This window comes from Pseudomonas sp. MDT2-39-1, from assembly GCF_054898085.1.
The window spans coordinates 5,951,784-5,973,560 of the sequence record NZ_CM142716.1 but is presented as its reverse complement, the minus strand read 5'-3'; the positions used below and the strand labels follow the sequence as shown (position 1 = coordinate 5,973,560).

The window sequence follows — 21,777 nt, the reverse complement described above, 5'->3', positions numbered from 1 at the left end:
TGTTGATCGCCTGTTTGCGACTCGACATACATTCGCTCGCCTATGAATAGATGAGTGGGCTGTGTGTCGTGCCGCAAGACGGCGGCAGGAGCACACACAATGACGACTGTAAAAACTCCGGATATCCGCGCCAAAGGCGCCAGCAGCGACAACGCCAAACTGTCGATGCGTGCCGCCCGGGAAGCACAAAACGGCCTGGCCGTGACCCTCGCCAATCTCAACGCCACCCCTGAGGGTTTGACTGAACTTGAGGCCGAAGGCCGACTGGCGCACGCAGGCTTCAACGAAGTCGCCCACGACAAGCCGCCTCACGCCATCGTCCAACTGCTCAAAGCCCTGAACAATCCCTTCATCTATGTCCTGCTGACCCTGGCCGGCATCAGTTTCTTCACCGACTACTGGCTGCCAATCAGCCAGGGCGAAGGCGACGATGCGGACCTGACCAAGGTCATCATTATCATGACCATGGTCACCCTGAGCAGCCTGCTGCGGTTCTGGCAGGAATACCGCTCGGCCAAATCCGCTGAAGCCCTCAAAGCCATGGTGCGCACCACGGCGACCGTGCTGCGACGCGGACAAAATGGCAACGGCCCGGTGCTGCGCGAAGTGCCGATGCGCGAACTGGTGGCCGGCGACATCGTCCAGCTCAGCGCGGGCGACATGATCCCGGCGGACATCCGCCTGATCGAATCCCGCGACCTGTTCATCAGCCAGGCGGTGCTGACTGGTGAAGCCTTGCCCGTCGAGAAGTACGACACCCTGGGCGACGTCGCGCAGAAGTCGGCAACCCACGGCGCAGCCGATCAATCCAACCTGCTGGACCTGCCGAACATCTGCTTCATGGGCACTAACGTGGTCAGCGGCACCGCCAAAGCGGTGGTGGTCGCGACCGGCCCGCGCACCTACTTCGGCTCGCTCGCCAAAGCCATTGTCGGCTCGCGGGTGCAAACGGCGTTCGACCGCGGGGTGAACAGCGTCAGCTGGTTGTTGATCCGCTTCATGCTGGTCATGGTGCCGATCGTGTTCCTGCTCAACGGATTCTCGAAAGGCGACTGGAGCGACGCATTCCTGTTTGCCCTGGCGGTTGCGGTCGGACTGACCCCGGAAATGCTGCCGATGATTGTCAGCGCCAACCTGGCCAAAGGCGCGATGGCCATGGCCAAGCGCAAAGTAGTGGTCAAGCGCCTCAACGCGATCCAGAACTTCGGTTCGATGGACGTGCTGTGCACCGACAAGACCGGCACGCTGACGCAGGACAAGATCATTCTTGAGCACCACGTTGACAGCAACGGCCGGCGCGACGACACGATCCTCGAACTGGCGTGGCTCAACAGCCATCACCAGAGCGGTCTGAAAAACCTGATGGACCAGGCCGTGGTGCAGTTCGCCAATAGCAACCCGCTGCTTTTCCAAAAAGTCAGCCGGGTTCCATTTGCCTATAGCAAGGTCGATGAGTTGCCGTTCGATTTCGTCCGTCGGCGCCTGTCGATCATCGTCAAGGACAGCCGCGACGATCACCTGATGGTGTGCAAAGGCGCGGTCGAGGAAATGCTGACCATCGCCAGCCACATTCATGAAAACGGCACGGTCGTGGCACTCGATGAACAGCGCCGCAAAGACCTGCTGGCCTTGGCCAACGAGTACAACGAGGACGGTTTCCGGGTGCTGCTGGTCGCCACCCGCGACATTCCGAAAGCGCAGAGCAAAAACCAGTACAACACCGCAGATGAACGCGAGCTGGTGATTCGCGGCTTCCTGACCTTTCTCGATCCACCGAAGGAAACGGCGGGACCAGCGATTGCCGCGCTGCGAGACATGGGCGTGACGGTCAAGGTGCTGACCGGTGACAACGCCGTGGTGACCTGCAAGATCTGCCGCGAAGTCGGGCTGGAGCCCGGCACGCCGCTGCTCGGGCCAGACATCGAGAACATGGACGACACCACGCTCAAGCTACGGGTTGAAGAACGCACGGTGTTCGCCAAGCTGACGCCGCTGCAAAAGTCCCGGGTACTCAAGGCGCTGCAGGCCAACGGTCACACCGTGGGTTTCCTTGGCGATGGTATCAACGACGCCCCTGCCCTGCGCGATGCCGATGTCGGCATTTCGGTGGACAGCGGCACCGACATCGCCAAGGAATCGGCCGACATCATTCTGCTGGAAAAGAGCCTGATGGTGCTGGAAGAAGGCGTGCTCAAGGGCCGCGAAACCTTTGGCAATATCATGAAGTACCTGAACATGACTGCCAGTTCCAACTTCGGCAACGTGTTCTCGGTGCTGGTGGCCAGTGCGTTCATTCCATTCCTGCCGATGCTGTCGATTCACCTGTTGCTGCAAAACCTCATGTACGACATCTCTCAGCTGTCGCTGCCGTGGGACAAGATGGACAAGGAGTTCCTGCGCAAACCACGCAAGTGGGACGCCAAGAACATTGGCCGTTTCATGCTGTGGATCGGGCCGACCTCGTCCGTCTTCGACATCACCACCTTCGCCCTGATGTGGTACGTGTTTGCCGCCAACAGTGTGGAAATGCAGAGCCTGTTCCAGTCCGGCTGGTTCATCGAAGGGCTGCTGTCGCAGACGTTGGTGGTGCATATGTTGCGCACCCAGAAGATTCCGTTCTTCCAGAGCACGGCGGCGTTGCCGGTGATCCTGATGACTGGATTGGTGATGGCCTTGGGGATCTACATTCCGTTCTCGCCACTGGGCACTTTGGTCGGCCTGCAACCGCTGCCGTGGGCGTACTTCCCTTGGCTGGTGGGCACCCTGCTCAGCTACTGCGTGTTCGCGCAAGTCATGAAGACGATCTACATCCGCCGCTTCAAGCAGTGGTTCTGATGGCCTGAGCCCCCAAGTGAGGGGGCAACCCAAATCACCTGAACACCACAATTCCATTGTAGGAGTGAGCCTGCTCGCGAAAGCGGTGGATCAATCAACATTGATGTTGGCTGACAGTCCGCTTTCGCGAGCAAGCCCGCTCCCACAGGGAAATGTGTTTAACCCTACAGAAGAAGGGAGAGTCCTGATGTCGGGAACTACTCTACTGATCAACCTCGCAGGCTCCATAGCACTCTTGCTGTGGGGCACTCACATGATTTCTTCGGCGTTGTTGCGCGGCTTCGGCACGCCGCTTCGCCAGTGGCTGGGCCACAACTTGAACAACCGCTGGATGGCCTTGTTGTCGGGTATCGGCATCACCGGCATCCTGCAAAGCAGCACTGCCGTCAGCCTGATGGCGACGTCGTTTACAGCCGCCGGCACCTTGGGTCTGGCGCCCGCGCTGGCGGTGATGCTCGGCGCCAATATCGGTTCGACCTTGGTGGTGCAACTGCTCAGCGTCGACGTTTCAATCCTCACCCCTATCGTCTTGCTAGCGGGTTTGATGGTATTCCGTCTGCGCGATGACTCGCGCTACGAAAGCGTTGGCTGTGCGCTGATCGGTCTGGGGCTGATGCTCCTGGCCCTGCGCATGCTCGGTTCAACGCTGGCGGAAGTCGAAGGCGCGCCGCTCTTCCAATTGATCATGCAGAGCCTGGACGGCGATCTGTTGATTGCGTTGCTGGTGGCGCTGATTCTCACGTGGCTGTGCCATTCCAGCGTGGCCGTGGTGGTGCTGATCGTCTCACTGGCCGCCACCGGCCTGCTGTCGGCAACCACGCTCGTCGCGCTGGTACTGGGCGTGAACATTGGCGGTGCGCTGCCTTCGGTCATCAATGCCGGTTCGAGCGTCGGCCGACGTCTGCCGCTGGGCAATCTGCTGGTGCGTGCGGTCGGTGCCCTGGTGGTGTTGCCATTCGCCGGACTGCTTGCCGAGCTGAAGCTTGCGCCCTCGTTGCTGGTGGTGTCCCTGCACAGCGGCTTCAATCTGCTGCTGGCGCTGGTGTTCATCGGCCTGACCGATGTGCTCGCCAAATGGCTCACCCATCTACTGCCGGCGCCTGAGCGGGATGTTGATCCGGGCATGCCGCACTACCTCGACGAAGCGGGTCTGGAAGTGGCCAACATCGGCCTGTCCAACGCTGCCCGCGAAGCGTTGCGCATGGCCGACATGCTCTCGACGATGCTCGACCGACTGGTGCAGTTGTTCCACACCTCGGCGCCCGCCTGTGTCGATGAAGTGCGGCGCATCGATCAATCACTGGACCTGCTGGGCGCGGCCATTCGGGCTTATCTGGCGGACATCGGCAAGGAAGGCATCAGTGACAGCGATGCCGATCGTTCCCAGGAAATCCTGATGTTCGTGATCAACCTGGAACATGCCGCGGACATTCTTTCCAGCAGCCTGTCGCAGTTGGCCATGCGCCGGTTGCGCCGTGGCGAACAATTCTCGGCGTTCGAGCTGGGCAACATCGCCCCGCTGCACGACGCGCTGCTGGAAAGCCTGAGCCTGGCGATCACCGTGTTCCTGCGCGAAGACATTCCCACCGCGCACCATTTGATCCATCGCAAAGAGACCGTAAGAAGGCTCGAAGCGCACGCCAGCCGCGAGCACTTTCGCAAGTTGCAGGAAGACAAAAACACCTGGGCGGAGTCCGGCGACATCTTCCAGCGGGTCCTGCGCGATTACCGCCGCGTGCATCACCACATCGCAGCCCTGGGCTATCCGCTGCTGGAGCGTGCCGGTGAGCAAGCGGTCGAAAGCACCGATCTGGCCAAGGAAAACCCGTCATGCGCCTCTTGATCTGCGCGGGTCGCCATTACGCCGACAGCCGACTGTGCCGGCGAGTCCTCGACGCCTTCCACCGAATGCACCCGGTGCGCGTGCTGATCCATGGCGGCAATCAATACCTGGGCGGCGACATTGAAGAGTGGCCCCGGGAACAAGGCGCCGACATCGTGCACTACCCGCCCAACTGGCAACGCCACGGCAAATCAGCTGAACGCCTGCGCAACCACTTCATGTTGCTCGACAGCCGACCGGACATGGTGATCGCCCTGCCCGGCGGCGAAGACACCGAAGAACTGGTCGCCCAGGCCCGGGCGGCCGGATTGCAAACCTTATCGGTAGAGGGTCGGGGCTGAGCCCCACGTCACAACGCGGTCCTGTAGCAGTTGCCGAGCAGCGCGAGGCTGCGTTCGGCTGCGAAGCAGTCGTGAGTCCATTCGACGCGGTCTGGCTGATGAACCGCAATCTCTGGTTTTACGACTGCTGCGCAGCCGAACGCAGCCTCGCAGGCTCGGCAGCTGCTACATGACCGCATCAAGGCTGACTCGCTGCTCGCCATCAAAAAACTTCGAGGTAAATTACATGCAAAAACCAACTCGCCTGTTTACGTCCTTCGTGCGCAGTCTGCCGCCCTCCCAACGCCGGACTCTGCGGCGAAATCTGTTGTTCGTCAGCCTCACCCTGGGCCTGATCGCGCTGCTCAGCATCATCTCCAGCGCCAACGCTGCCGGCGGTGCGTATGCGGTGGATGACACCGGAATCAACGCACCCGGTGAATGCAACATCGACGCCTGGTACCAAAACGGCCGGCACCATTCATCCAGCACCAGCGTGATGTCACAGGACTGCACATTCAAAGGCCTGCCCAACGTGCAACTCGGCGCCGCCGTGCAGCACAGTCGCGATGAAGGGGATTCGGAAACTCAGCTAAGCCCACAATTCAAGTCGCAAATATTCTCACGGGAAGACCTTGGCCTTGAGATGGCGCTGGCAGGTTCGGCGCACTTTGCCTTCAATCGGACCCACCCCTTCGATGGCGCCGACCTGAACCTGCCATTCACCTACCAACCGCTCGAAACCCTGCGCCTGAACCTCAATGCCGGCTGGACCCACGCCTATGACGATGGCGAGCAAAACCATCGCTGGACCTGGGGAACCGGCGTCGAATACGACCTGGCCCGCTCCCTGACGCTGATCGCTGAACGCTACGGCCAACAAGGCGGCGAACAGGCGTGGCAAGCCGGGCCGAGGCTGCATATCGGTGAGCGCATCGATGTCGATCTGGTGGTGGGGCGCCACCTGACGGGGGAACGTGATCAGTGGCTGACCACTGGGGCAACGCTGCGGTTTTGAACGGTATCGGGGCGCGGGTAACGCGCCAACAGGGAACTTCTGACGTTCGCCGGGCATCCTAAATAATGAGGTACTTCCTTTTTTGCTTCACGCTTCAGAGGACATTGCTATGCGCCGTCTGATTATCATTTCCTCATTCATGTTGTGTTTACCCTTCGGCTCCGCGATGGCCAAAGTGGATGCAGGTGATGTCGCCACCTCTGCCGGGGTTTCCGCATCGCTGTACTCGACGTTCAAGGACAACAAACTGGCGATTCCGGCCCGTGATGACGCCTCCAGCTTCGTGGCCAGTGGCGGTACGATTCGCGGTGTGTACCTGGAGTCGGTATTGAATCAGATTCGCCAGGCAAATCCCGGACTCAAAGCAAGCGACGAAGAGCTGGCCAGAGCGATCCTGATTCACGAAAGCGTAGCTGCCGGCCAATGAAAGTTGAGGTGGGGTTCGCGATATTAGGATAGTTTGCAGCCCTGCCTTGCTTCACCCTGCGGATAAGCGCGCCCACCCGGCCACCAGCTGCGCGCTGATGCTGACTCCGCCACACACCACAATCACCACATCATGGGCCTCGGCAATCGCCGGATGGTCCAGGTACGCCACCGCCAGTGAAACACCACATGCCGGCTCGACAAGTTGACGCAGGTCGTTGGCGTAACGCACCACGCCCATGATCGCCTCGTCATCACTGAGCACCACACATTCATGAGGAAAATCGAGTATGTGCTGCACCGGCCACGCGGCCACTTTGGCAGCGCCCAGCGATGTCGCGACGGTGTCGATGCGCGCCAGCCTGACGGGATGCCCGGCCTCGATGGCGGCCGCGAAGGACGCCGCGCCCCGGGTTTCGCACGTGACGATTCGGCAATCCAGGCGATGGTGCCGCATCAATCCGGTCAGGATGCCCGCCAACAAACCACCACCGCCCACCGACGTCACCAGCACATCGACTTGAGGACATTCCTCGAGGACTTCATCAATCAGGCTGCTGTGCCCTTCCCATAACACGGGATGATCGAAGGCCGGCACATATTCGGTATCCGCACCCTGTGAAAGCTCTTTCGCCCGTAGATTGGCCTCGTCCCATACCTTGCCGTGAACGATCACCTCGGCACCGGTTTTCCTGATCCTGGCGCGGGTGGACTCCGGGGTGGTGTGCGGCACCACAATGCAGGCTTTCAACCCGAGGGCTGCGGCGGCCACGGCGGTGGCAAAACCGGCGTTACCGCCGGAAGGACAGACGACTTTGCGCTTGCCCTGTGCCTTTGCCTGACTGCACAAAAGGCCCATGCCGCGCAGTTTGAACGAGCCGCTGGGTTGCAGGTTTTCCAGCTTGAGCCAGATGCGCCGGGTCGGCGTTGACAAGCCTGGGTGCAGAATCAAAGGCGTCCTGATGTGTAGCATCGCGAGCTCCCTTTGGCAGCACCGGCGTGTCGAGGTATCGACGCGCCGGTGATGAACGATCCTTATCCAAGCTTAGTTCACCCTGCCCCACGGTCACCGTCTTACTGATATCGCGGCGCTGCCGATGAGTGGCCGAACGACCCCGACAATACCTGGCGCTGAGCTTCGTAGGTGTCCCATTTGTCGCCCTCGTGCAGGCCCGGGATGGTCACCACTTCCCCTTTCGCCAGCCCTGTCAGTGCAGCATCGACCATCTCCTCGGCGGACATCACGATCTCTTGCGGCAGGTTCTCAACCGGGTTGCCGGCCTCGCTCCAGAAGTCGGTGGCGGTGGCGCCGGGCAACACTGCCTGGACGCGAATGCCTTTATCGGCCAACTCGTGGTGCATCGATTGGCTCAGGCCCAGAACGAATGCCTTGGTCCCGCCGTAAACGCCGTTGAGGATTTGCGGAGCGATTGCGACGATGGAGGAAATGTTGATCACGGTGCCGGCGCCCCGTGCGACGAAGCCGGGCACCACGGCATAGGACAGTCGCATCAGCGCGGTGACGTTGAGGGTGATCATGTCTTCCATGTTGTCCACCGGGCTGCCGAGCAACGGCATCACACCGCCGACGCCGGCGTTGTTGACCAGCAAGGTGATGCTCGCGTCATTGCGCAGAATGCTTTCAACCCGCAGCAGGCCGGCCTTGTCTTTGAGGTCCGCGGCGACCACTTCCACGGCGCGGCCGGTTTCGTTGCTCAGGTGGTTGGCCAGCGCGTTAAGTTTGCCCTGGCTGCGGGCGACCAGAATCAGGTCGTAACCCTGCCGGGCGAGACGGTCGGCATACACCGCGCCAATGCCCGAAGAGGCACCAGTGATCAGTGCGGTGCCTTTGGATGAGAGAGCCATGTTCAATTTCCTTCACAGTGAGGCGATAAGGTCGCCGGGTGTGAACAGTTATAAATTGACTCACGCTCGTCTCAAATGACGTTTAAAGTACGTTTTCAGGACACGGCTTTTTGAGGACTTGATCATGACTACCGTGGCGTTCGTGGTTTTCGAGGGTTTCCAGTCCATGGCGCTGGCGGCCATGCCGGTGTTCGAGTACGCCAACTTCAGCGCCGGTGAAGCGCTTTATGAGGTCAGCGTGATCTCTGAGGATGGTCGCTCCCTGCGGGCTTCCGGTGGTTTGAGTGTCGGCACTCAGGCGTTCGGTGAGCAGGTGTTCGACACGGTAATCGTGGTCGGCGGCGATTCGATCCTCGAGCAGGCGCCCGAAGGTGTGCTTGCTTACCTGCGCGACAGCGTGAAGACCGCACGGCGCACGGCGTCGATTTGTTCTGGGGCGTTCGTGCTGGCCCAGGCCGGTCTGCTCGACGGGCGGCGGGCCACCACGCATTGGGCGTATGCGCGGGACCTGCAAGCACGGTTTCCATCGATCAAAGTGGAAGAAGACCGTATTTACGTGATCGACGGTTCCATCTGGACCTCCGCCGGCATGACCGCGGGCATCGACCTGGCGCTGGCCATGGTCGAAAAAGACCATGGCGCCGAACTGGCCCGTTCCGTCGCGCAGAAACTGGTGATGTACCAGCGCCGCGCAGGCGGCCAGTCGCAGCATTCGGCATTGCTGGAACTGGAGCCCAAATCCGACCGCATTCAGACCGTCCTCGGCTACGCCCGGGAACACCTGACATCCGCGTTGTCAGTGGAACAACTGGCGGAAGTGGCGCGCCTCAGCCCACGGCAATTCAGCCGGACCTTTCGCGCCGAGACCGGGCAGTCCCCGGCCAAGGCCATCGAAAACCTGCGCCTGGAAGCGGCGCGGCAGATGCTCGAACGCGGGCGCCTGACCCTCGATCAGATCGCTGCCGAGGCTGGCTTTACCGACCGCCGTCGCATGCGCGAAGCCTTCCTTAGGGCGTTCGGCCAGCCACCGCAGGTGATTCGGCGCAATGCCAGGACGCAGATGACGGAGTGAGCGTTAGCGCGCGGGAAGCGCTGCCTTCAGATCGATTGCTTTATACAGTGGCATCAGCCTCAGGGCCACGCCATCGGCCAGGGCCATAGGCATCAAACGTTGCATCGCGATATCGAACTTGTCCATCCACTTGGGCATGGGGTGTAACCCCTTGTCGAGGGGCTCGAAAAAATCATCCCAGTGGATCGGAATCACTAGCCGCGCGCCGGTGACTTGCACCACTTCGTGCCAGTAATCCCTGGCGAATTGCAGGTCTTGTTTGCCGAGGAAACCGATGCCCAGAAATACAACGTCTGCCTTCACGTTCTTGAACATGCCTTGTGTGAAATTGGCGCTGGGGTGGATGAGAATCCGTAATCCATTGGACTGTTCGATCAAGTAAGAGTAGTTGCCGCCTTCCTTGTACTCACTGGCTCTGGCGGGTTGTTTTAGCGGCACGTCGATGGTCCCTGGATATCTTGCGCCAAGAGAGTGTGGCGACGGGAAGACTTGCACCTTGAACTTGCCGAACTCGAAGGATTGTTTGTTTTCGACAGTCTCGATTCGCTCGGGTGGAAGTCCTTCACCTGATCCGATATTGGCGACCGAGGCGGACCCTACCAACACCGCCCCCGTGCGCAAGGCGACCACGGCGGAGTCCAGTGCATGATCGTAATGCGCGTGCGCCACCATCACCGCGGCCAATGTCGGGTTGCCTGCAGCGTGCAATGCCGTATCAATGCGGCTCCTGTCCGGCCCGATCCAGCCCAGCGCCACCCTCAAGAATCCCGGACGGGAAAAGAAGCCATCGGTCATGATCGATGTGTTGCCATCGCTGAGCATCAGGGTCGACACGCCCATGAAGCGCGCTGTCAGAGCGCCGGCGGCTGGCGCTGAAGACCGCAGTTCAAGCGCAGAGTAGGGCTCGATCGAGGGCGTCGAGCAAGCGACGACGCCGCCCCCGATGACGGCCAGGAGCATCACAATCGCCATCAACCGACGACCTCTTCCCAAGGCTTCTCCGCAGGCCAACATCGAATGGTCCATACGCCCCTCCTTTCACCCGACTGAACCGTTCAGTGAGGCTAGCGCAACCCGGCGGATCCGCATGACCGCCTACACTCAAAAAGTCGGTTCAAACCTGGAAAAAACGCTCATGAAAATCTCGGCCAGGCTGGCGTTTTTCGCCATCGTCTCCACCCTCGCCTACCTTGGCCTCGCGGTGTGGGGGGTGGGCGGGTTTGCGGCGTTTTTCGCGCAGGCACCGCTGGTGGTCGTTGCTGTCGCAACGTTGGTAATGGCCGTTGCCTCGCTTTTTACCGAGGTCAACCTGAGTTCCGGGGAACGTGAAGACCGGGCCAACCGTTGGGTGTTGCCGGCGTTCGGCGTCATCGGACTGTTGAGCGGGTATCTGCCAGCCTACACCGACCGCATCGACTACTGGACCTTCGGTGGCGAAGGAGTGCGCTGGCTGGGGGCTTTGCTGTTCATCGTCGGCGGCGCGCTACGGATGTGGCCAGTGTTTGTGCTGGGCAAGCGTTTTAGCGGATTGGTGGCGATTCAGCCGGGCCACAGTCTGGTCACCGACGGGATTTATCGCAGCTTGCGCAACCCCAGTTACCTGGGGATGTTGGTCATCGCCGTGGGCTGGGCACTGGCGTTTCGTTCTGGGGTCGGGCTGTTGCTGGCGGCGTTGACGGTGATTCCGCTGATCGCCAGGATTCACTCGGAAGAGGCGCTGTTGAGGGCGCAGTTCGGGGGTGAGTATGAGGCGTACTGCGCTCGTAGCTGGCGGTTGATTCCCGGTTTGTACTGAGATTATTCATGTGCGACCTGTAGGAGCGAGGCTTGCCCGCGAAGGGGCCATCGCGGTCGATCATGAGACAGTTATTGCTAGTGCCAACGTCTTCGCGGGCAAGTCGGATCGCCGCACCGCTCGCTCCTACAAATCAGGTTTCGATCAGGAGGAGACCGTCAACATCTGCACGACAGACAACCGAGTCGTAACTCGCCAGCGTGGCATGCGCCGTCTGAATCGGATGGTCATGCGTCGAAGTAATTATCACAAGGTCCGCCCCAGCCGCCTCTGCCGCAAGGATCCCTACAGTGGCATCTTCAAAGATCAGGCATTCAGTCACCGCAAAACCTAACAGCTGAGCCGCCAGCCGATAGCCCGCAGGATCAGGTTTGCCGGCACTGACAGCTTCGGCCGTGACCATGACACCCGGCTCGGGAATCCCCGCCGCCGCCATCCTGCGCAACGCCAGCGCCCTCGGCGCGGAGGTAACGATTGCCCATTGATTGGCTGGCAAAGACCTAAGGAAATTCGCCGCGCCGGACACCTCGACAATTCCCTCCACGTCCTCGATTTCCGCCTCGGTAACCCACTGCGCTTGTGCCTCGGCATCCACCCCGGGCAACGCCAGACGGTTGATGGTGTCGATGGCGCGCGCGCCGTGAATGGTCGGCAAAAAAGACTCGACATCTACCCCGTGGCGCAAGGCCCAGGTGGTCCAGATCCGCTCGGCGGCGGCGATGGAGTTGAGGACAGTACCGTCCATGTCGAACAGGAACGCGCGATACGGCGTCTTAAAAACGGAGTCATTGGCAGACAAGGACAGGCTTCCTTCGAGTGTCAGGCAGGTCCGTCAATGTACACGACCTACAGCGACCGTCGCGACTTGAACGCCCCATCGACACAGTCCAGCAGTTGCCCCAACGCCCAGGGTTTCTTGATAAAAGACACGGCATGCCGCACCCCGGAAGATGCGGGGGTTTCAAAACCGGACATGATCATGATCGGTTTGTCTGGCCAGCGATCGCCAAACTCATTGGCCAGGTCAGCGCCGTTACGCTTTCCGGGCATGGTGATGTCCGTGAGCAACAGACCCACTTCGTTCGCGTGCGATTCAAGATACTTCGATGCGGCGTCCGCACTGACATGCGGTTCAACCTTGAAACCTTCCTCCTGAAGAATTTCGCAGAGAAACTCCAGAATCAGCGGGTCATCTTCAACCACAAGAATCAACCCGCCAGGGAGCTGCTCACCCGCCATCGATATTGGACACATGACTTTGCCACTCCCTGATTGCCTAATGATTTCGCGGGCTCAAATCCGCCGCCTACAGGTATGAGCAGCGGACTCGACGGAAATTCATTTTTGATACAAGCGTCTTCAATATTGTGAGTACATGCCGACCATCGCGGCCGTCCACCAACCCACAATTGTGTTTAAAATGCCGCCCCCATCCAATTGCTGGCCCCTGCCCGATGAACGCTGATGCCCTCTCCATCCTTCACGACCATTTGCTGACAGCCCTGGCCGATGCACCCGCCGAAACCCGTCGGTTGTTCCATGGCCGGGGCCGTTGCTGGCCGGGGCTGGAGCAATTGACCGTCGACTGGCTGCAAGGCGTGGTGCTGGTGTCGCTGTTCAAGGAACCTGAAGCGGCGCAGCTGGATGCGTTAAAACAGCGGCTGATGGACATCACCCGGTCACCCGAGTGGACGCAATCTGGCGCACACACCCTGGCGCTGCAGCATCGTTATCTGCTGCAAAGCACTACCGAATGGCTGATCGGGGAAGTGATCGAGGACATGACCATCACCGAGGGCGGCCTGCGCTATCGCGTGGACCTGGGCCGCAAGCAGAACACCGGGTTGTTCCTCGACATGCGCTATGGCCGCGACTGGGTGCGGGCGAATGCCGATGGCAAGCGCGTGTTGAATCTGTTCGCCTACACCTGCGGCTTTTCGGTTGCCGCAATCGAGGGTGGCGCCGAGCACGTGGTCAATCTGGACATGTCCAGCCCGGCCCTGAACCGTGGTCGCGACAACCATCGGCTCAATGGCCATGACATGAGCAAGGTGAGTTTTCTTGGCCACGACCTGTTCAAGTCCTGGGGCAAGGTGATCGGCAAGGGGCCTTACGACTTGGTGATCATCGATCCGCCGTCCTTTCAGAAAGGCAGTTTTCTGCTGACCAAGGATTATCAGCGCGTGTTGCGTCGGCTGCCGGAGTTGCTCAGCCCCGAGGGGACGGTGCTGGCGTGCATGAACGATCCGGCGTTCGGGGCGGACTTCCTCATCGACGGTGTGATGCGTGAAGCGCCGGGTTTGCGGTTTGAGCAACGGCTGGAGAATCCGCCGGAGTTTCCGGATGCCGATGTTGAATGCGGGTTGAAGGCGTTGGTGTTCAAACTCGGAAATTGATCCCTGCTTTATGTGGGAGCGGGCTTGCTCGCGAAGGCGGAGTGTCAGAGCACAACTTTTTTGCCTGAGGCACCGCTTTCGCGAGCAGGCTCGCTCCTACAGGGGGATTGGGGTGAGCCGGTTATCGCGGCTGCAACACCAGCGCAAACAGCTCGCCGTGACCGTTCACGTTGAGCTTGTGATAGAGATTGCGCCGATGCACCTTCACCGTCTCCGGGGAGATGCCCATTTGCTGGGCAATGGCTTTGCTGGAAAAGCCCTGGAGAATCAGTCGCGCCGTTTCGACTTCCCGCACTGACAAGCGCACGTCGAAGCGATCCAAAAGAGTCGCCAAGTCGCCGGCCACAGGTTCCGCGGCCGGACCTTCCGGCGGCATCAATTGCAAGTGTCGGCGCATCGCCGACAGCACCCAATCCCGCACACACAGCAGACTGCCTTGCTCTTCGAGGGTGAACCGCGTCGAGCGCCCAAGCGACAAACCGAGTACGGCGCCGTCGATGTTGACCATGAACTGCAATTCGTCACCGCCCACCACCGAGCGAAAGTAGCTCAGGTAATACTCGCTCTGCTGAAACTGGTCGGGGGCCAGCGAATCGAGGTTGTGCAAGCCATCGGCAATGCCGGCGCAAGCCGCCTGGTAAAACGGATCGAGCAGGTACATGCCGGCGCTGTAGTCCGCCAGTTCTTCATGCTCGGTAGCGCCACCTTTTGAGTCGAAGTCGATCAGCAAGCGTGGCACCCGCCCCGCCCTCATCACCGCGACCAACGCATTGTCCAGCGGCACCAGCAGCCGCAGTGTGTCGACCAGCGCGCGCCAGAAACCGTCCTGACCCAACGCGCCAAATACCCGCGCCAGCCCCTGGTGCACCGGCAACTCTTTCAACAACGCGTCCACGCACTACCCCTTTCGAGTAACCCATGATGGGAATGGGTGAGCACCCCGCCTGCCGATACGCTGCAAGCACCTGTTCATCACCGGCCTGCAGCAGGCCAGGAGTGCCGCATCATGAGTCGTCCCCGTCAACAGATCAATCTTGGACTGAGCGCCTGTTTGTGCGTTTCACTGTCGGCGGTGGCTGCCGAGGGGCCCACGGTTCATGTTTACAACTGGTATGACTACATCGGCCCCACCACCCTGCACGACTTCAAGCGCGACACGGGTATCGAGCCGGTTTACGACACCTTCGACAGCGCCGAAGTGCTGGAAGGCAAACTGCTGACCAGCCGCAGTGGGTACGACGTGGTGGTGGCGAGCAACTTCAGCCTGCCGACGCTGATCAAGGCCGGTGCCTTGGCGCCACTGCCCCGCGCACAGATGCCGGATTTCAAGAACATGGACACCGATCTGCTGGCGAAACTGGCCAACAACGATCCAGGCAACCAGTACGCCGTGCCGTACCTGTGGGGCACCAACGGCATCGGCTACAACATCGACAAGGTGCGTGCCGCGTTGGGTGACAAGGCACCGGTGGATTCCTGGGACCTGGTGTTCAACGCAGAGAACCTGGCCAAGCTCGGCCAGTGCGGCGTGGCGATGCTTGACTCGCCGGCGGAAATGCTGCCGGTCGCCCTGCACTACCTGGGTTTGCCACCGAACAGCACCAATCCCGAGGACTACAAAAAGGCCGAAGCGCTGCTGCTCAAACTGCGCCCGCACATTGCCTACTTCAACTCGTCCAAGTTCATCAGCGACCTGGCCAACGGCAACATCTGCGTGGCAGTGGGTTGGTCCGGCGCGATGCTCGAAGCCAAGAAAAATGCCGAGCAGGCCAACAACGGCGTGAAGATCGCTTACAGCCTGCCGAAGGAAGGTGCGCCGGTCTGGTTCGATACGCTGGTGTTGCTCAAGGACGCACCGCATCCGGAGCAAGGCCTGGCCTTCATCGACTACCTGATGCGCCCCGAAGTTATCGCCCCGGTCAGTGATCATTTGTCCTACCCCAACGGCAACCGCAGCGCGACACCGCTGGTGGCCGAAGCCACCCGCAACAACCCGGCGGTTTATCCGTCGGCCGAAGCGTTGGCTACTTTGTTCACCCTTCAGCCCTTGCCGCCTGCCACTGAGCGGGTGCGCACGCGGATCTGGAGCAAGGTGAAGAACGGTCAATGAACTGAATGCAAAAACCCTGTGGGAGCGGGCTTGCTCGCGAAGGCTGAGTGTCAGTCGACACTACTTTGCCTGACACACAGCCTTCGCGAGCAAGCCCGCTCCCACAGGTATTGCACCTGCCGGAATAGCGCCCCCTTTTTTCTGCCACGAATTGAAGATGAGAGAAACGATGAAACCACGTGCACGCGATTTGAATATCCAGTTCGGCCAATTGCTACCCGGCCCCCTCAACGCCATCACCGATGTGCCCGGCGTGCGCGTCGGCCACAGCAATGTGCGCGGCCGCACCGCCAGTGGCCGCGACATCTTCACCGGCGTGACCCTGATCGAACCGCGTGCCGGGTCTACCAATCAGCAACCGTGTTTTGCCGGTGTCCATGTGCTCAACGGTAACGGCGACGCCACGGGGCTTGAGTGGATTCGTGAAGCCGGCTTGCTGACCAGCCCGATCGCCTTCACCAACACCCACAGCCTGGGCGTGGTGCGCGATGCACTGATTGCTTTGGATCGCGAGTCCCAGCCCGATGACGGGCGACTTTACTGGAACATGCCGGTGGTGCTGGAAACCTTCGACGGCCTGCTCAGCGACATCAACGGTTTTCATGTGAAGCCCGAACATGTGGCCGAGGCCCAGCGCAATGCCGCAGGCGGACCGGTGACGGAAGGCGCGGTGGGCGGCGGCAGCGGGATGATCTGTCACGAATTCAAGGGTGGCATCGGCACGTCCTCGCGCCAATTGAGCAAGGCTCAGGGCGGCTGGACCGTCGGCGCCATCGTCCAGGCCAATCATGGCATTCGCAATGAGCTGCGCGTTGATGGTTACCCGGTCGGGCGCTATATGGAACAGGCTGACTCACCGTTTCTCAGGGCATCGCTGCCTTATCCGGGGATGGGCTCGATCGTCGTTTGCCTGGCCACCGATGCGCCGCTGCTGCCGCATCAATGCACGCGCCTCGCACAGCGTGCCAGCCTCGGACTCGCCCGTACCGGTGGCGGCAACGAAGACCACAGCGGCGACATCTTCATCGCCTTCGCCACCGGCAACCAACACGTGCCACCGGCCGCTTATGAAGGCAAAGGTGCGCCGACCTGCGACAACTTGAGCATGGTCAACAACGACCACATCAGCGAGTTGTTTTTGGCCGCGACTGAAGCGGTGGAGGAAGCAATCATCAACGCTCTGCTGGCCGCTGAAACGACTGAAGGTAACGGCCACACGGTGCCGGGCCTGGACCCAAAAACACTGCTCAAGGCATTGCGCCAGGCCGGTTGGCCAGGGGAAACCGTCGGAATCTGAAGGCGCTGTTTAACGATGACGCCCGATGCACTGCATCGGGCGGCTATCGCTTATTTTTCCAGGATCAACAGCGGCGTGTCTTTTTTCACGAGGTAGGTCGCCAGCTCCGAGGCTTTGCCGTCACCGACGTTCTTCGCGACATGCGCAGTGCCCGCGGGGATGTACAACGAGTCGCCGGCTTTGAGCGTGACCGGCGCCCGCCCTTCGAGCTGATACTCAAATGTGCCCGAGATGACGTAAGCGACTTCTACGCCAGGATGCGAATGCTTGGGAGATACGACGCCCGGGTCGAAATCGACACGAACCTGAATCACCTCACCGTTGGAAATGTCGAGGTCCTGGCGTACCAGGTCGGTGCGGTGAAGGCCTGTCTGCCAGCTTTTTGCCGGAGTGGCTTGCGGGGGAGCTTTTGCTTCTTCAGCCGCGGATGCGTTGAGTGAAACGGCGGCAGCCAGGGCGACGCCGAGCAGGCCTGCGGTGTGACGGGATTTGATACGGGACATCGCAATTCTCCAATGAATGCCGCGGTTGCGGTGGCTTCATTAGGAGGTCGCTGTGTATCGCGCAGGTGTCGAGAAAAGCATGAATTTGTATGCGCAGGTAACTACCAGCATCGGAGATACGTTCGGATACAACCGCGGGCGTACGTCAGTGCGGTACACCCAGTTTGGTCACGATGTCTTCTGGTTTGAGACGTCGTCCGTCCGTTGAAACCAATTGCAGTTTCCGGATCGGCTGACGATCCTTTGCGTCGACCATGACGGCACGAGTGATGGCCGCAGAATTTGCCCCGCGTGGCATTCGCGTCAATCAGATTACTCCCGGGGCTGCACGCACACCGGTCTGGAACCCTCACGCCGCCAAGGTTGGAATGGATGCGCTGGAGGAAAAACTGAAGACCACCATCCCGCTCGGTCGCATCAGTGAAGCTCATGAAGTCGCCACCGTCGCCTTGTTCCTCGCCTCTAGCGACTCTTCAAACGTCGTGGGCGCAGAAATTGACGTCGATGGCGGTGCAACCCGTTCGCCTCTGGGTGCACCGGCTCATAGAGAAAACTGGCAGGCGTAACGGTTTTGTATCGGTGTGTATTTTCACTGGCAATCTTACACTGCGTTACACAACCACCGGATCAGGACACACAGGCACTACATAAAGGTGAAAAAGTGGGGACCTCACCCCTTCGTCCATAAAACCAGCGGCAGAACGGGTGAGGCCCCCAACCTTTAGCAGGAACCCCGTCATGATCAATGAAATCGACACCGTGCTTTATACCGGCAAGACCCATACCACCGGCGGCCGCGAAGGCGCGTCGAAGAGTTCGGACGGACGTCTGGACATCAAGCTTTCCCCGCCTGGCTCCTCAAGCACTGGCACCAATCCCGAACAGCTTCTGGCCGCAGGCTGGTCGGCCTGTTTTATCGGCGCGATCGGTAAAGCGGCCGCCGCGCTAAAGGTGAGTGTGCCCGCCAATGTCGCCGTAGATACCGAAGTGGATCTAGGCAAGACCGAAAACGCATTTTTCCTCCAGGCACGCCTCAATGTCAGCCTTCCGGGTCTGGATCCTGTTGTTGCCCGGGCATTGGTCGATGCCGCACACCAGACCTGCCCGTACTCCAAAGCGACCCGTGGCAACATCGACGTCACGATCAATCTGATCTGATCCGGTCACCTACTGCGGCCCAGGCTGTACCCGATAGCAGTTTTCCATCCTGCCACTTTTCCGGAAGGACGAAATCGGTCTAAAAAGCACGGCTTGCGCTGCGCAGCCTTTGCTATTCTAAATGCTGTAGGTGAAGACGCAGACTGATGCGCAAGCGGATAGCGAGGAAGCGTGGGGCGCGCTCCTAAGGGTACACGGTTAGAAAGATCTCCGAGGTGAGGTCCAGCCCTTATGCCGTGTGAAGCAGGACAGCACAAAACTGTTCTGTCAGAAGCCTGATAAACCTTGTAAGCCAGAGACCAGCGCTGGCCACCTACTCGATTCTGAAGCCCGCCCTGTGCGGGCTTTTTCGTTGCGCAGAATCGGGAGCCAAAGCCACCTCCCCCGTCATTCGACCATTCGTCGCCAAGTCCCCATTCCCCCTTGATGTGGATTGGCGACTGCGAGAATATTATTTACATCGCATGCGATACAAACGCATACAATACATAAACAAGCCCTAATGCACCTTTGAGGATTCACCCCATGAGCAAGATCGAAAAAGTCCCGGCCTCCGGCAAAACCACACCACCATGAGCAGCACTGGGACCACTTCGCGCGGCCATAACGGCAGCCTCGACATCGCCATCTCGTCGCCCGGCAATGCCCAGCCTGCGCACGTGTTCGCTGCCACCCAGCCGCACCCGGCCGCCGAGCAACTGTTTGCCGGGGCATGCGTTTGACCCTGCGCGTGCCCGGCCTGGCAGATGACATTGCGAAGACATAGGCGCGCACCGCCGACCAGATCTGCCCGTACTCGAAGGCAACGCGAAGCAACATCGACGTGGACTTGAACGTCCTCACGGCATGATGCACGGCGCGGTGGGTTCGACACCCAACGTCTAACCCGCCCTTGCCGTTTATCACGCACCGGCTTAGAGCACTTACGACACCATCGCACGCGAGGTATATTTCACGCAGGCGACAAAGCCGTCTTTGACGAACGAGGCGACACATGAAATCCACCGACAAAGCGGTACCCGAAGACCTGAAGCTCTCCGACTTCCTGTGTTTTGCGGTCTATTCAACCAACCTCGCGTTCGGCAAGGCGTACAAGCCGATCCTCGAACACCTGGGGCTGACCTACACGCAATACATCACCATCGTTGCGCTGTGGGAGCAGGATAATCAGACCGTCGGCAGCCTCGGTGAAAAGCTGTTTCTTGAATCGAACACGCTCACGCCGATCCTGAAGAAACTGGAAGCGATGGGCTTCCTGCAACGCCAGCGCGATCCTGAAGACGAGCGCCAGGTGCGCATCAACCTGACGAAACAGGGCAAGGCGTTGCGCGAAGACCAACCGGAAAACGGCCTCGCCGCCGCGACAGGCCTGACGCAAGACGAGTTCACGCTACTGCAGAAGACGATCGTGACCCTGCGCAACAACCTGATCAAATCAATGAACACTGAGGAGTAAGCGCTATGACCACGCAAACCGAAACCGCAATCCTGGCGGGTGGCTGCTTCTGGGGCATGCAGGATCTGATAAGAAAACAAAAAGGCGTGCTGTCGACGCGCGTCGGCTACTCCGGCGGCGATGTGCCCAATGCGACTTACCGCAACCATGGCACTCACGCCGAAGCGATCGAGGTCGTGTTTGATCCGGCCATCACCAGCTACCGTCAGATCCTTGAGTTTTTCTTCCAGATCCACGACCCGTCGACGACCAATCGTCAGGGTAATGACATCGGCCTCAGCTACCGTTCGGCGATTTTCTATCTGAACGAAGAGCAGCAAGCAGTAGCCGAAGACACCGCAGCCGATGTGGATGCCTCCAAACTCTGGCCCGGCCGGGTCGTGACTGAAATCGTACCCGCCGGCCCGTTCTGGGAGGCAGAGCCGGAGCATCAGGATTACCTCGAACGACTGCCGACCGGTTACACCTGTCACTTCATTCGGCCGAACTGGAAACTGCCGAAGCGAGCATGACGCGGTAAAGCCCGGGTTCCAGCCACGGAACCCGGATGCCGTTCCGTCAGGTGTTGGTTTTCAACTTGGTCCACAGACGTGTGCTAAGCCGGGCAATCGCGGCAGGCAGGTCCTCGACGGTGAACAACTTATCCATCACATTTTTCGGCGGGTAAATCGCCAGGTCCTGCTTCACCGCCGGATTGACCAGCGTGTCCGCCGCCAGGTTCGGGTTGGCGTAATGGATGCTGTTGCTGATGTTGGCGATGACGTCAGGCTTCAACAGGTAGTTCATGTAGGCGTAGCCGTCCTTCTCGTGGGGCGCGCTCTTGGGCATGACCACCATGTCGAGCCACAGGGTCGAGCCTTCGTCCGGAATCGAATAGGCAATCTCGATGCCGTTCTTGGCTTCCTTGGCACTGGCCGCCGCTTGCACCACATCACCGTTGAAGCCGATCACCGCGCAAATATTACCGTTGGCCAGGTCGCTGACGTACTTGGAGGCGTGGAAATACTGGATGTAAGGTCTGATCTTGAGCAACGCCTGCTCGGCTTTCTTGTAATCCGCCGGCTCGTGACTGTGGGGCGGCAGCCCCAGGTAATTGAGGGTGATCGGCAGGATTTGCGTCGGGTTGTCGATAATCGCCACGCCGCATTCACTCAACTTCTTGATGTTGTTCTCATCAAAAATCAGGCTCCAGGAGTGGGTGACGTCGGTGGTGCCGAAGATCGCTTTGATTTTCTCGACGTTGTAGCCAATACCGGCCGTGCCCCACATGTACGGATAGCCGTACTGATTGCCCGGGTCATTGACCTCGAGCTTTTTCATCAGCGCCGGATCAAGGTTTTTCCAGTTGGGCAGTTGGCTTTTGTCCAGCTTCTGAATCGCGCCAGCCTTGATCAGTCGCGACAGAAAATGGTTCGAAGGGCTGACCACGTCATAACCGGTGTTGCCGGTCATCAGTTTAGATTCCAGGACTTCGTTGCTGTCGTGGATGTCGTACGTCGCCTTGATTCCGGTTTCCTTGGTGAAGTTGCTCAAGGTGTCGTCGGCGATGTAGCCGTTCCAGTTGGAAATATTGACCTCTTCGGCCGCTTGAGTGGCCGCCGAAAACGCCGTGAGCGCAACCATCAGGGAAATCGTATTGACTTGCATGTTCAATCACCTTTTTGTTCTTTTGTGATAACCGG

At 59.9% G+C, this 21,777-nt stretch carries 22 protein-coding genes and 1 pseudogene; 15 read left to right on the top strand and 8 right to left on the bottom strand.

Features of this window, described 5'->3' with window-relative positions; genetic code table 11:
- The first annotated feature begins 99 nt into the window (after positions 1–99).
- The 5 genes from mgtA (at position 100) to ACYZTM_RS27755 (ending at position 6,443) form a co-directional block, all read left to right on the top strand.
- Positions 100–2,835, top strand: a complete 2,736-nt coding sequence (mgtA, locus tag ACYZTM_RS27775) for a magnesium-translocating P-type ATPase (RefSeq protein WP_131061667.1) — start codon at positions 100–102, stop codon at positions 2,833–2,835.
- Between the two features lie 187 nt (positions 2,836–3,022).
- The gene (locus tag ACYZTM_RS27770; RefSeq protein ID WP_461985783.1) at positions 3,023–4,678 is read left to right on the top strand and encodes a Na/Pi cotransporter family protein; all 1,656 of its coding nucleotides are present in this window, start codon (positions 3,023–3,025) and stop codon (positions 4,676–4,678) included.
- On the top strand, positions 4,666–5,019 hold the full coding sequence (locus tag ACYZTM_RS27765; RefSeq protein ID WP_461985781.1) for a DUF2493 domain-containing protein: 354 nt from the start codon (positions 4,666–4,668) through the stop codon (positions 5,017–5,019). The genes ACYZTM_RS27770 and ACYZTM_RS27765 overlap by 13 nt, the downstream gene beginning before the upstream one ends.
- Positions 5,020–5,245: 226 nt before the next feature.
- Complete coding sequence (locus ACYZTM_RS27760; RefSeq protein ID WP_461985779.1) at positions 5,246–6,016, top strand: hypothetical protein; 771 nt, start codon at positions 5,246–5,248, stop codon at positions 6,014–6,016.
- A gap of 109 nt (positions 6,017–6,125) precedes the next feature.
- Positions 6,126–6,443, top strand: coding sequence for a DUF2388 domain-containing protein (locus ACYZTM_RS27755; RefSeq protein ID WP_461985777.1), 318 nt, complete (start codon positions 6,126–6,128; stop codon positions 6,441–6,443).
- 51 nt (positions 6,444–6,494) lie between these two features.
- Here ACYZTM_RS27755 and ACYZTM_RS27750 read toward each other — a convergent pair whose 3' ends face one another.
- Both ACYZTM_RS27750 and ACYZTM_RS27745 read right to left on the bottom strand, forming a co-directional pair.
- Positions 6,495–7,415: a pyridoxal-phosphate dependent enzyme gene (locus ACYZTM_RS27750; RefSeq protein WP_461985775.1), complete on the bottom strand. Its 921-nt coding sequence runs from the start codon at positions 7,413–7,415 to the stop codon at positions 6,495–6,497.
- Between the two features lie 101 nt (positions 7,416–7,516).
- Positions 7,517–8,308 carry an SDR family NAD(P)-dependent oxidoreductase gene (locus ACYZTM_RS27745; RefSeq protein WP_461985773.1) on the bottom strand — a complete coding sequence of 264 codons (792 nt, stop codon included), beginning with the start codon at positions 8,306–8,308 and terminating at the stop codon, positions 7,517–7,519.
- Between the two features lie 124 nt (positions 8,309–8,432).
- Here ACYZTM_RS27745 and ACYZTM_RS27740 point away from each other — a divergent pair, with 124 nt between their 5' ends.
- A complete protein-coding gene (locus tag ACYZTM_RS27740) occupies positions 8,433–9,380 on the top strand; it encodes a GlxA family transcriptional regulator (RefSeq protein WP_461985771.1) in 948 nt (315 codons plus the stop codon).
- A gap of 3 nt (positions 9,381–9,383) precedes the next feature.
- Here the strand turns inward: ACYZTM_RS27740 and ACYZTM_RS27735 are convergent, their stop codons facing one another.
- On the bottom strand, positions 9,384–10,406 hold the full coding sequence (locus ACYZTM_RS27735; RefSeq protein ID WP_131061674.1) for an MBL fold metallo-hydrolase: 1,023 nt from the start codon (positions 10,404–10,406) through the stop codon (positions 9,384–9,386).
- A 109-nt stretch (positions 10,407–10,515) separates the two neighbouring features.
- Between ACYZTM_RS27735 and ACYZTM_RS27730 the strand changes: the two genes are divergently transcribed.
- Entirely contained in the window at positions 10,516–11,175 is a 660-nt protein-coding gene (locus ACYZTM_RS27730; RefSeq protein ID WP_461989241.1) for a methyltransferase family protein, read from the top strand.
- Positions 11,176–11,308: 133 nt separating this feature from the next.
- Here ACYZTM_RS27730 and ACYZTM_RS27725 read toward each other — a convergent pair whose 3' ends face one another.
- Both ACYZTM_RS27725 and ACYZTM_RS27720 read right to left on the bottom strand, forming a co-directional pair.
- Positions 11,309–11,974, bottom strand: coding sequence for an HAD-IA family hydrolase (locus ACYZTM_RS27725; RefSeq protein WP_461985768.1), 666 nt, complete (start codon positions 11,972–11,974; stop codon positions 11,309–11,311).
- A 47-nt stretch (positions 11,975–12,021) separates the two neighbouring features.
- The gene (locus ACYZTM_RS27720) at positions 12,022–12,429 is read right to left on the bottom strand and encodes a response regulator (RefSeq protein ID WP_461985766.1); all 408 of its coding nucleotides are present in this window, start codon (positions 12,427–12,429) and stop codon (positions 12,022–12,024) included.
- Between the two features lie 200 nt (positions 12,430–12,629).
- Here ACYZTM_RS27720 and ACYZTM_RS27715 point away from each other — a divergent pair, with 200 nt between their 5' ends.
- Complete coding sequence (locus ACYZTM_RS27715) at positions 12,630–13,571, top strand: class I SAM-dependent methyltransferase (RefSeq protein ID WP_461985764.1); 942 nt, start codon at positions 12,630–12,632, stop codon at positions 13,569–13,571.
- 121 nt (positions 13,572–13,692) lie between these two features.
- On the opposite strand, the gene ACYZTM_RS27710 is transcribed toward ACYZTM_RS27715, so the two are convergent.
- Positions 13,693–14,466: a helix-turn-helix transcriptional regulator gene (locus ACYZTM_RS27710; protein WP_131061679.1), complete on the bottom strand. Its 774-nt coding sequence runs from the start codon at positions 14,464–14,466 to the stop codon at positions 13,693–13,695.
- Between the two features lie 111 nt (positions 14,467–14,577).
- Here ACYZTM_RS27710 and ACYZTM_RS27705 point away from each other — a divergent pair, with 111 nt between their 5' ends.
- A complete protein-coding gene (locus ACYZTM_RS27705; protein ID WP_461985761.1) occupies positions 14,578–15,681 on the top strand; it encodes a polyamine ABC transporter substrate-binding protein in 1,104 nt (367 codons plus the stop codon).
- A 169-nt stretch (positions 15,682–15,850) separates the two neighbouring features.
- Positions 15,851–16,978, top strand: a complete 1,128-nt coding sequence (locus ACYZTM_RS27700; protein ID WP_131061682.1) for a DmpA family aminopeptidase — start codon at positions 15,851–15,853, stop codon at positions 16,976–16,978.
- A gap of 50 nt (positions 16,979–17,028) precedes the next feature.
- On the opposite strand, the gene ACYZTM_RS27695 is transcribed toward ACYZTM_RS27700, so the two are convergent.
- A complete protein-coding gene (locus tag ACYZTM_RS27695; protein WP_461985758.1) occupies positions 17,029–17,481 on the bottom strand; it encodes a cupin domain-containing protein in 453 nt (150 codons plus the stop codon).
- Positions 17,482–17,750: 269 nt separating this feature from the next.
- On the opposite strand from ACYZTM_RS27695, the gene ACYZTM_RS27690 reads away from it, so the two are divergent.
- The 5 genes and pseudogenes from ACYZTM_RS27690 to msrA all read left to right on the top strand — a co-directional run bounded on the left by ACYZTM_RS27690 (position 17,751) and on the right by msrA (position 20,607).
- Positions 17,751–18,047 carry an SDR family oxidoreductase gene (locus ACYZTM_RS27690; protein WP_256656970.1) on the top strand — a complete coding sequence of 99 codons (297 nt, stop codon included), beginning with the start codon at positions 17,751–17,753 and terminating at the stop codon, positions 18,045–18,047.
- Between the two features lie 172 nt (positions 18,048–18,219).
- Positions 18,220–18,639 (top strand): organic hydroperoxide resistance protein, encoded by a 420-nt coding sequence (locus ACYZTM_RS27685; RefSeq protein ID WP_131061684.1) that lies wholly within the window; start codon positions 18,220–18,222, stop codon positions 18,637–18,639.
- A gap of 525 nt (positions 18,640–19,164) precedes the next feature.
- Positions 19,165–19,489 (top strand): annotated as a pseudogene (locus tag ACYZTM_RS27680) (peroxiredoxin).
- 144 nt (positions 19,490–19,633) lie between these two features.
- Positions 19,634–20,095, top strand: a complete 462-nt coding sequence (locus tag ACYZTM_RS27675; RefSeq protein WP_131061685.1) for a MarR family winged helix-turn-helix transcriptional regulator — start codon at positions 19,634–19,636, stop codon at positions 20,093–20,095.
- A gap of 5 nt (positions 20,096–20,100) precedes the next feature.
- Entirely contained in the window at positions 20,101–20,607 is a 507-nt protein-coding gene (msrA, locus tag ACYZTM_RS27670) for a peptide-methionine (S)-S-oxide reductase MsrA (protein WP_131061686.1), read from the top strand.
- Between the two features lie 46 nt (positions 20,608–20,653).
- On the opposite strand, the gene ACYZTM_RS27665 is transcribed toward msrA, so the two are convergent.
- On the bottom strand, positions 20,654–21,742 hold the full coding sequence (locus tag ACYZTM_RS27665; protein ID WP_461985755.1) for a polyamine ABC transporter substrate-binding protein: 1,089 nt from the start codon (positions 21,740–21,742) through the stop codon (positions 20,654–20,656).
- Positions 21,743–21,777 lie beyond the last annotated feature (35 nt).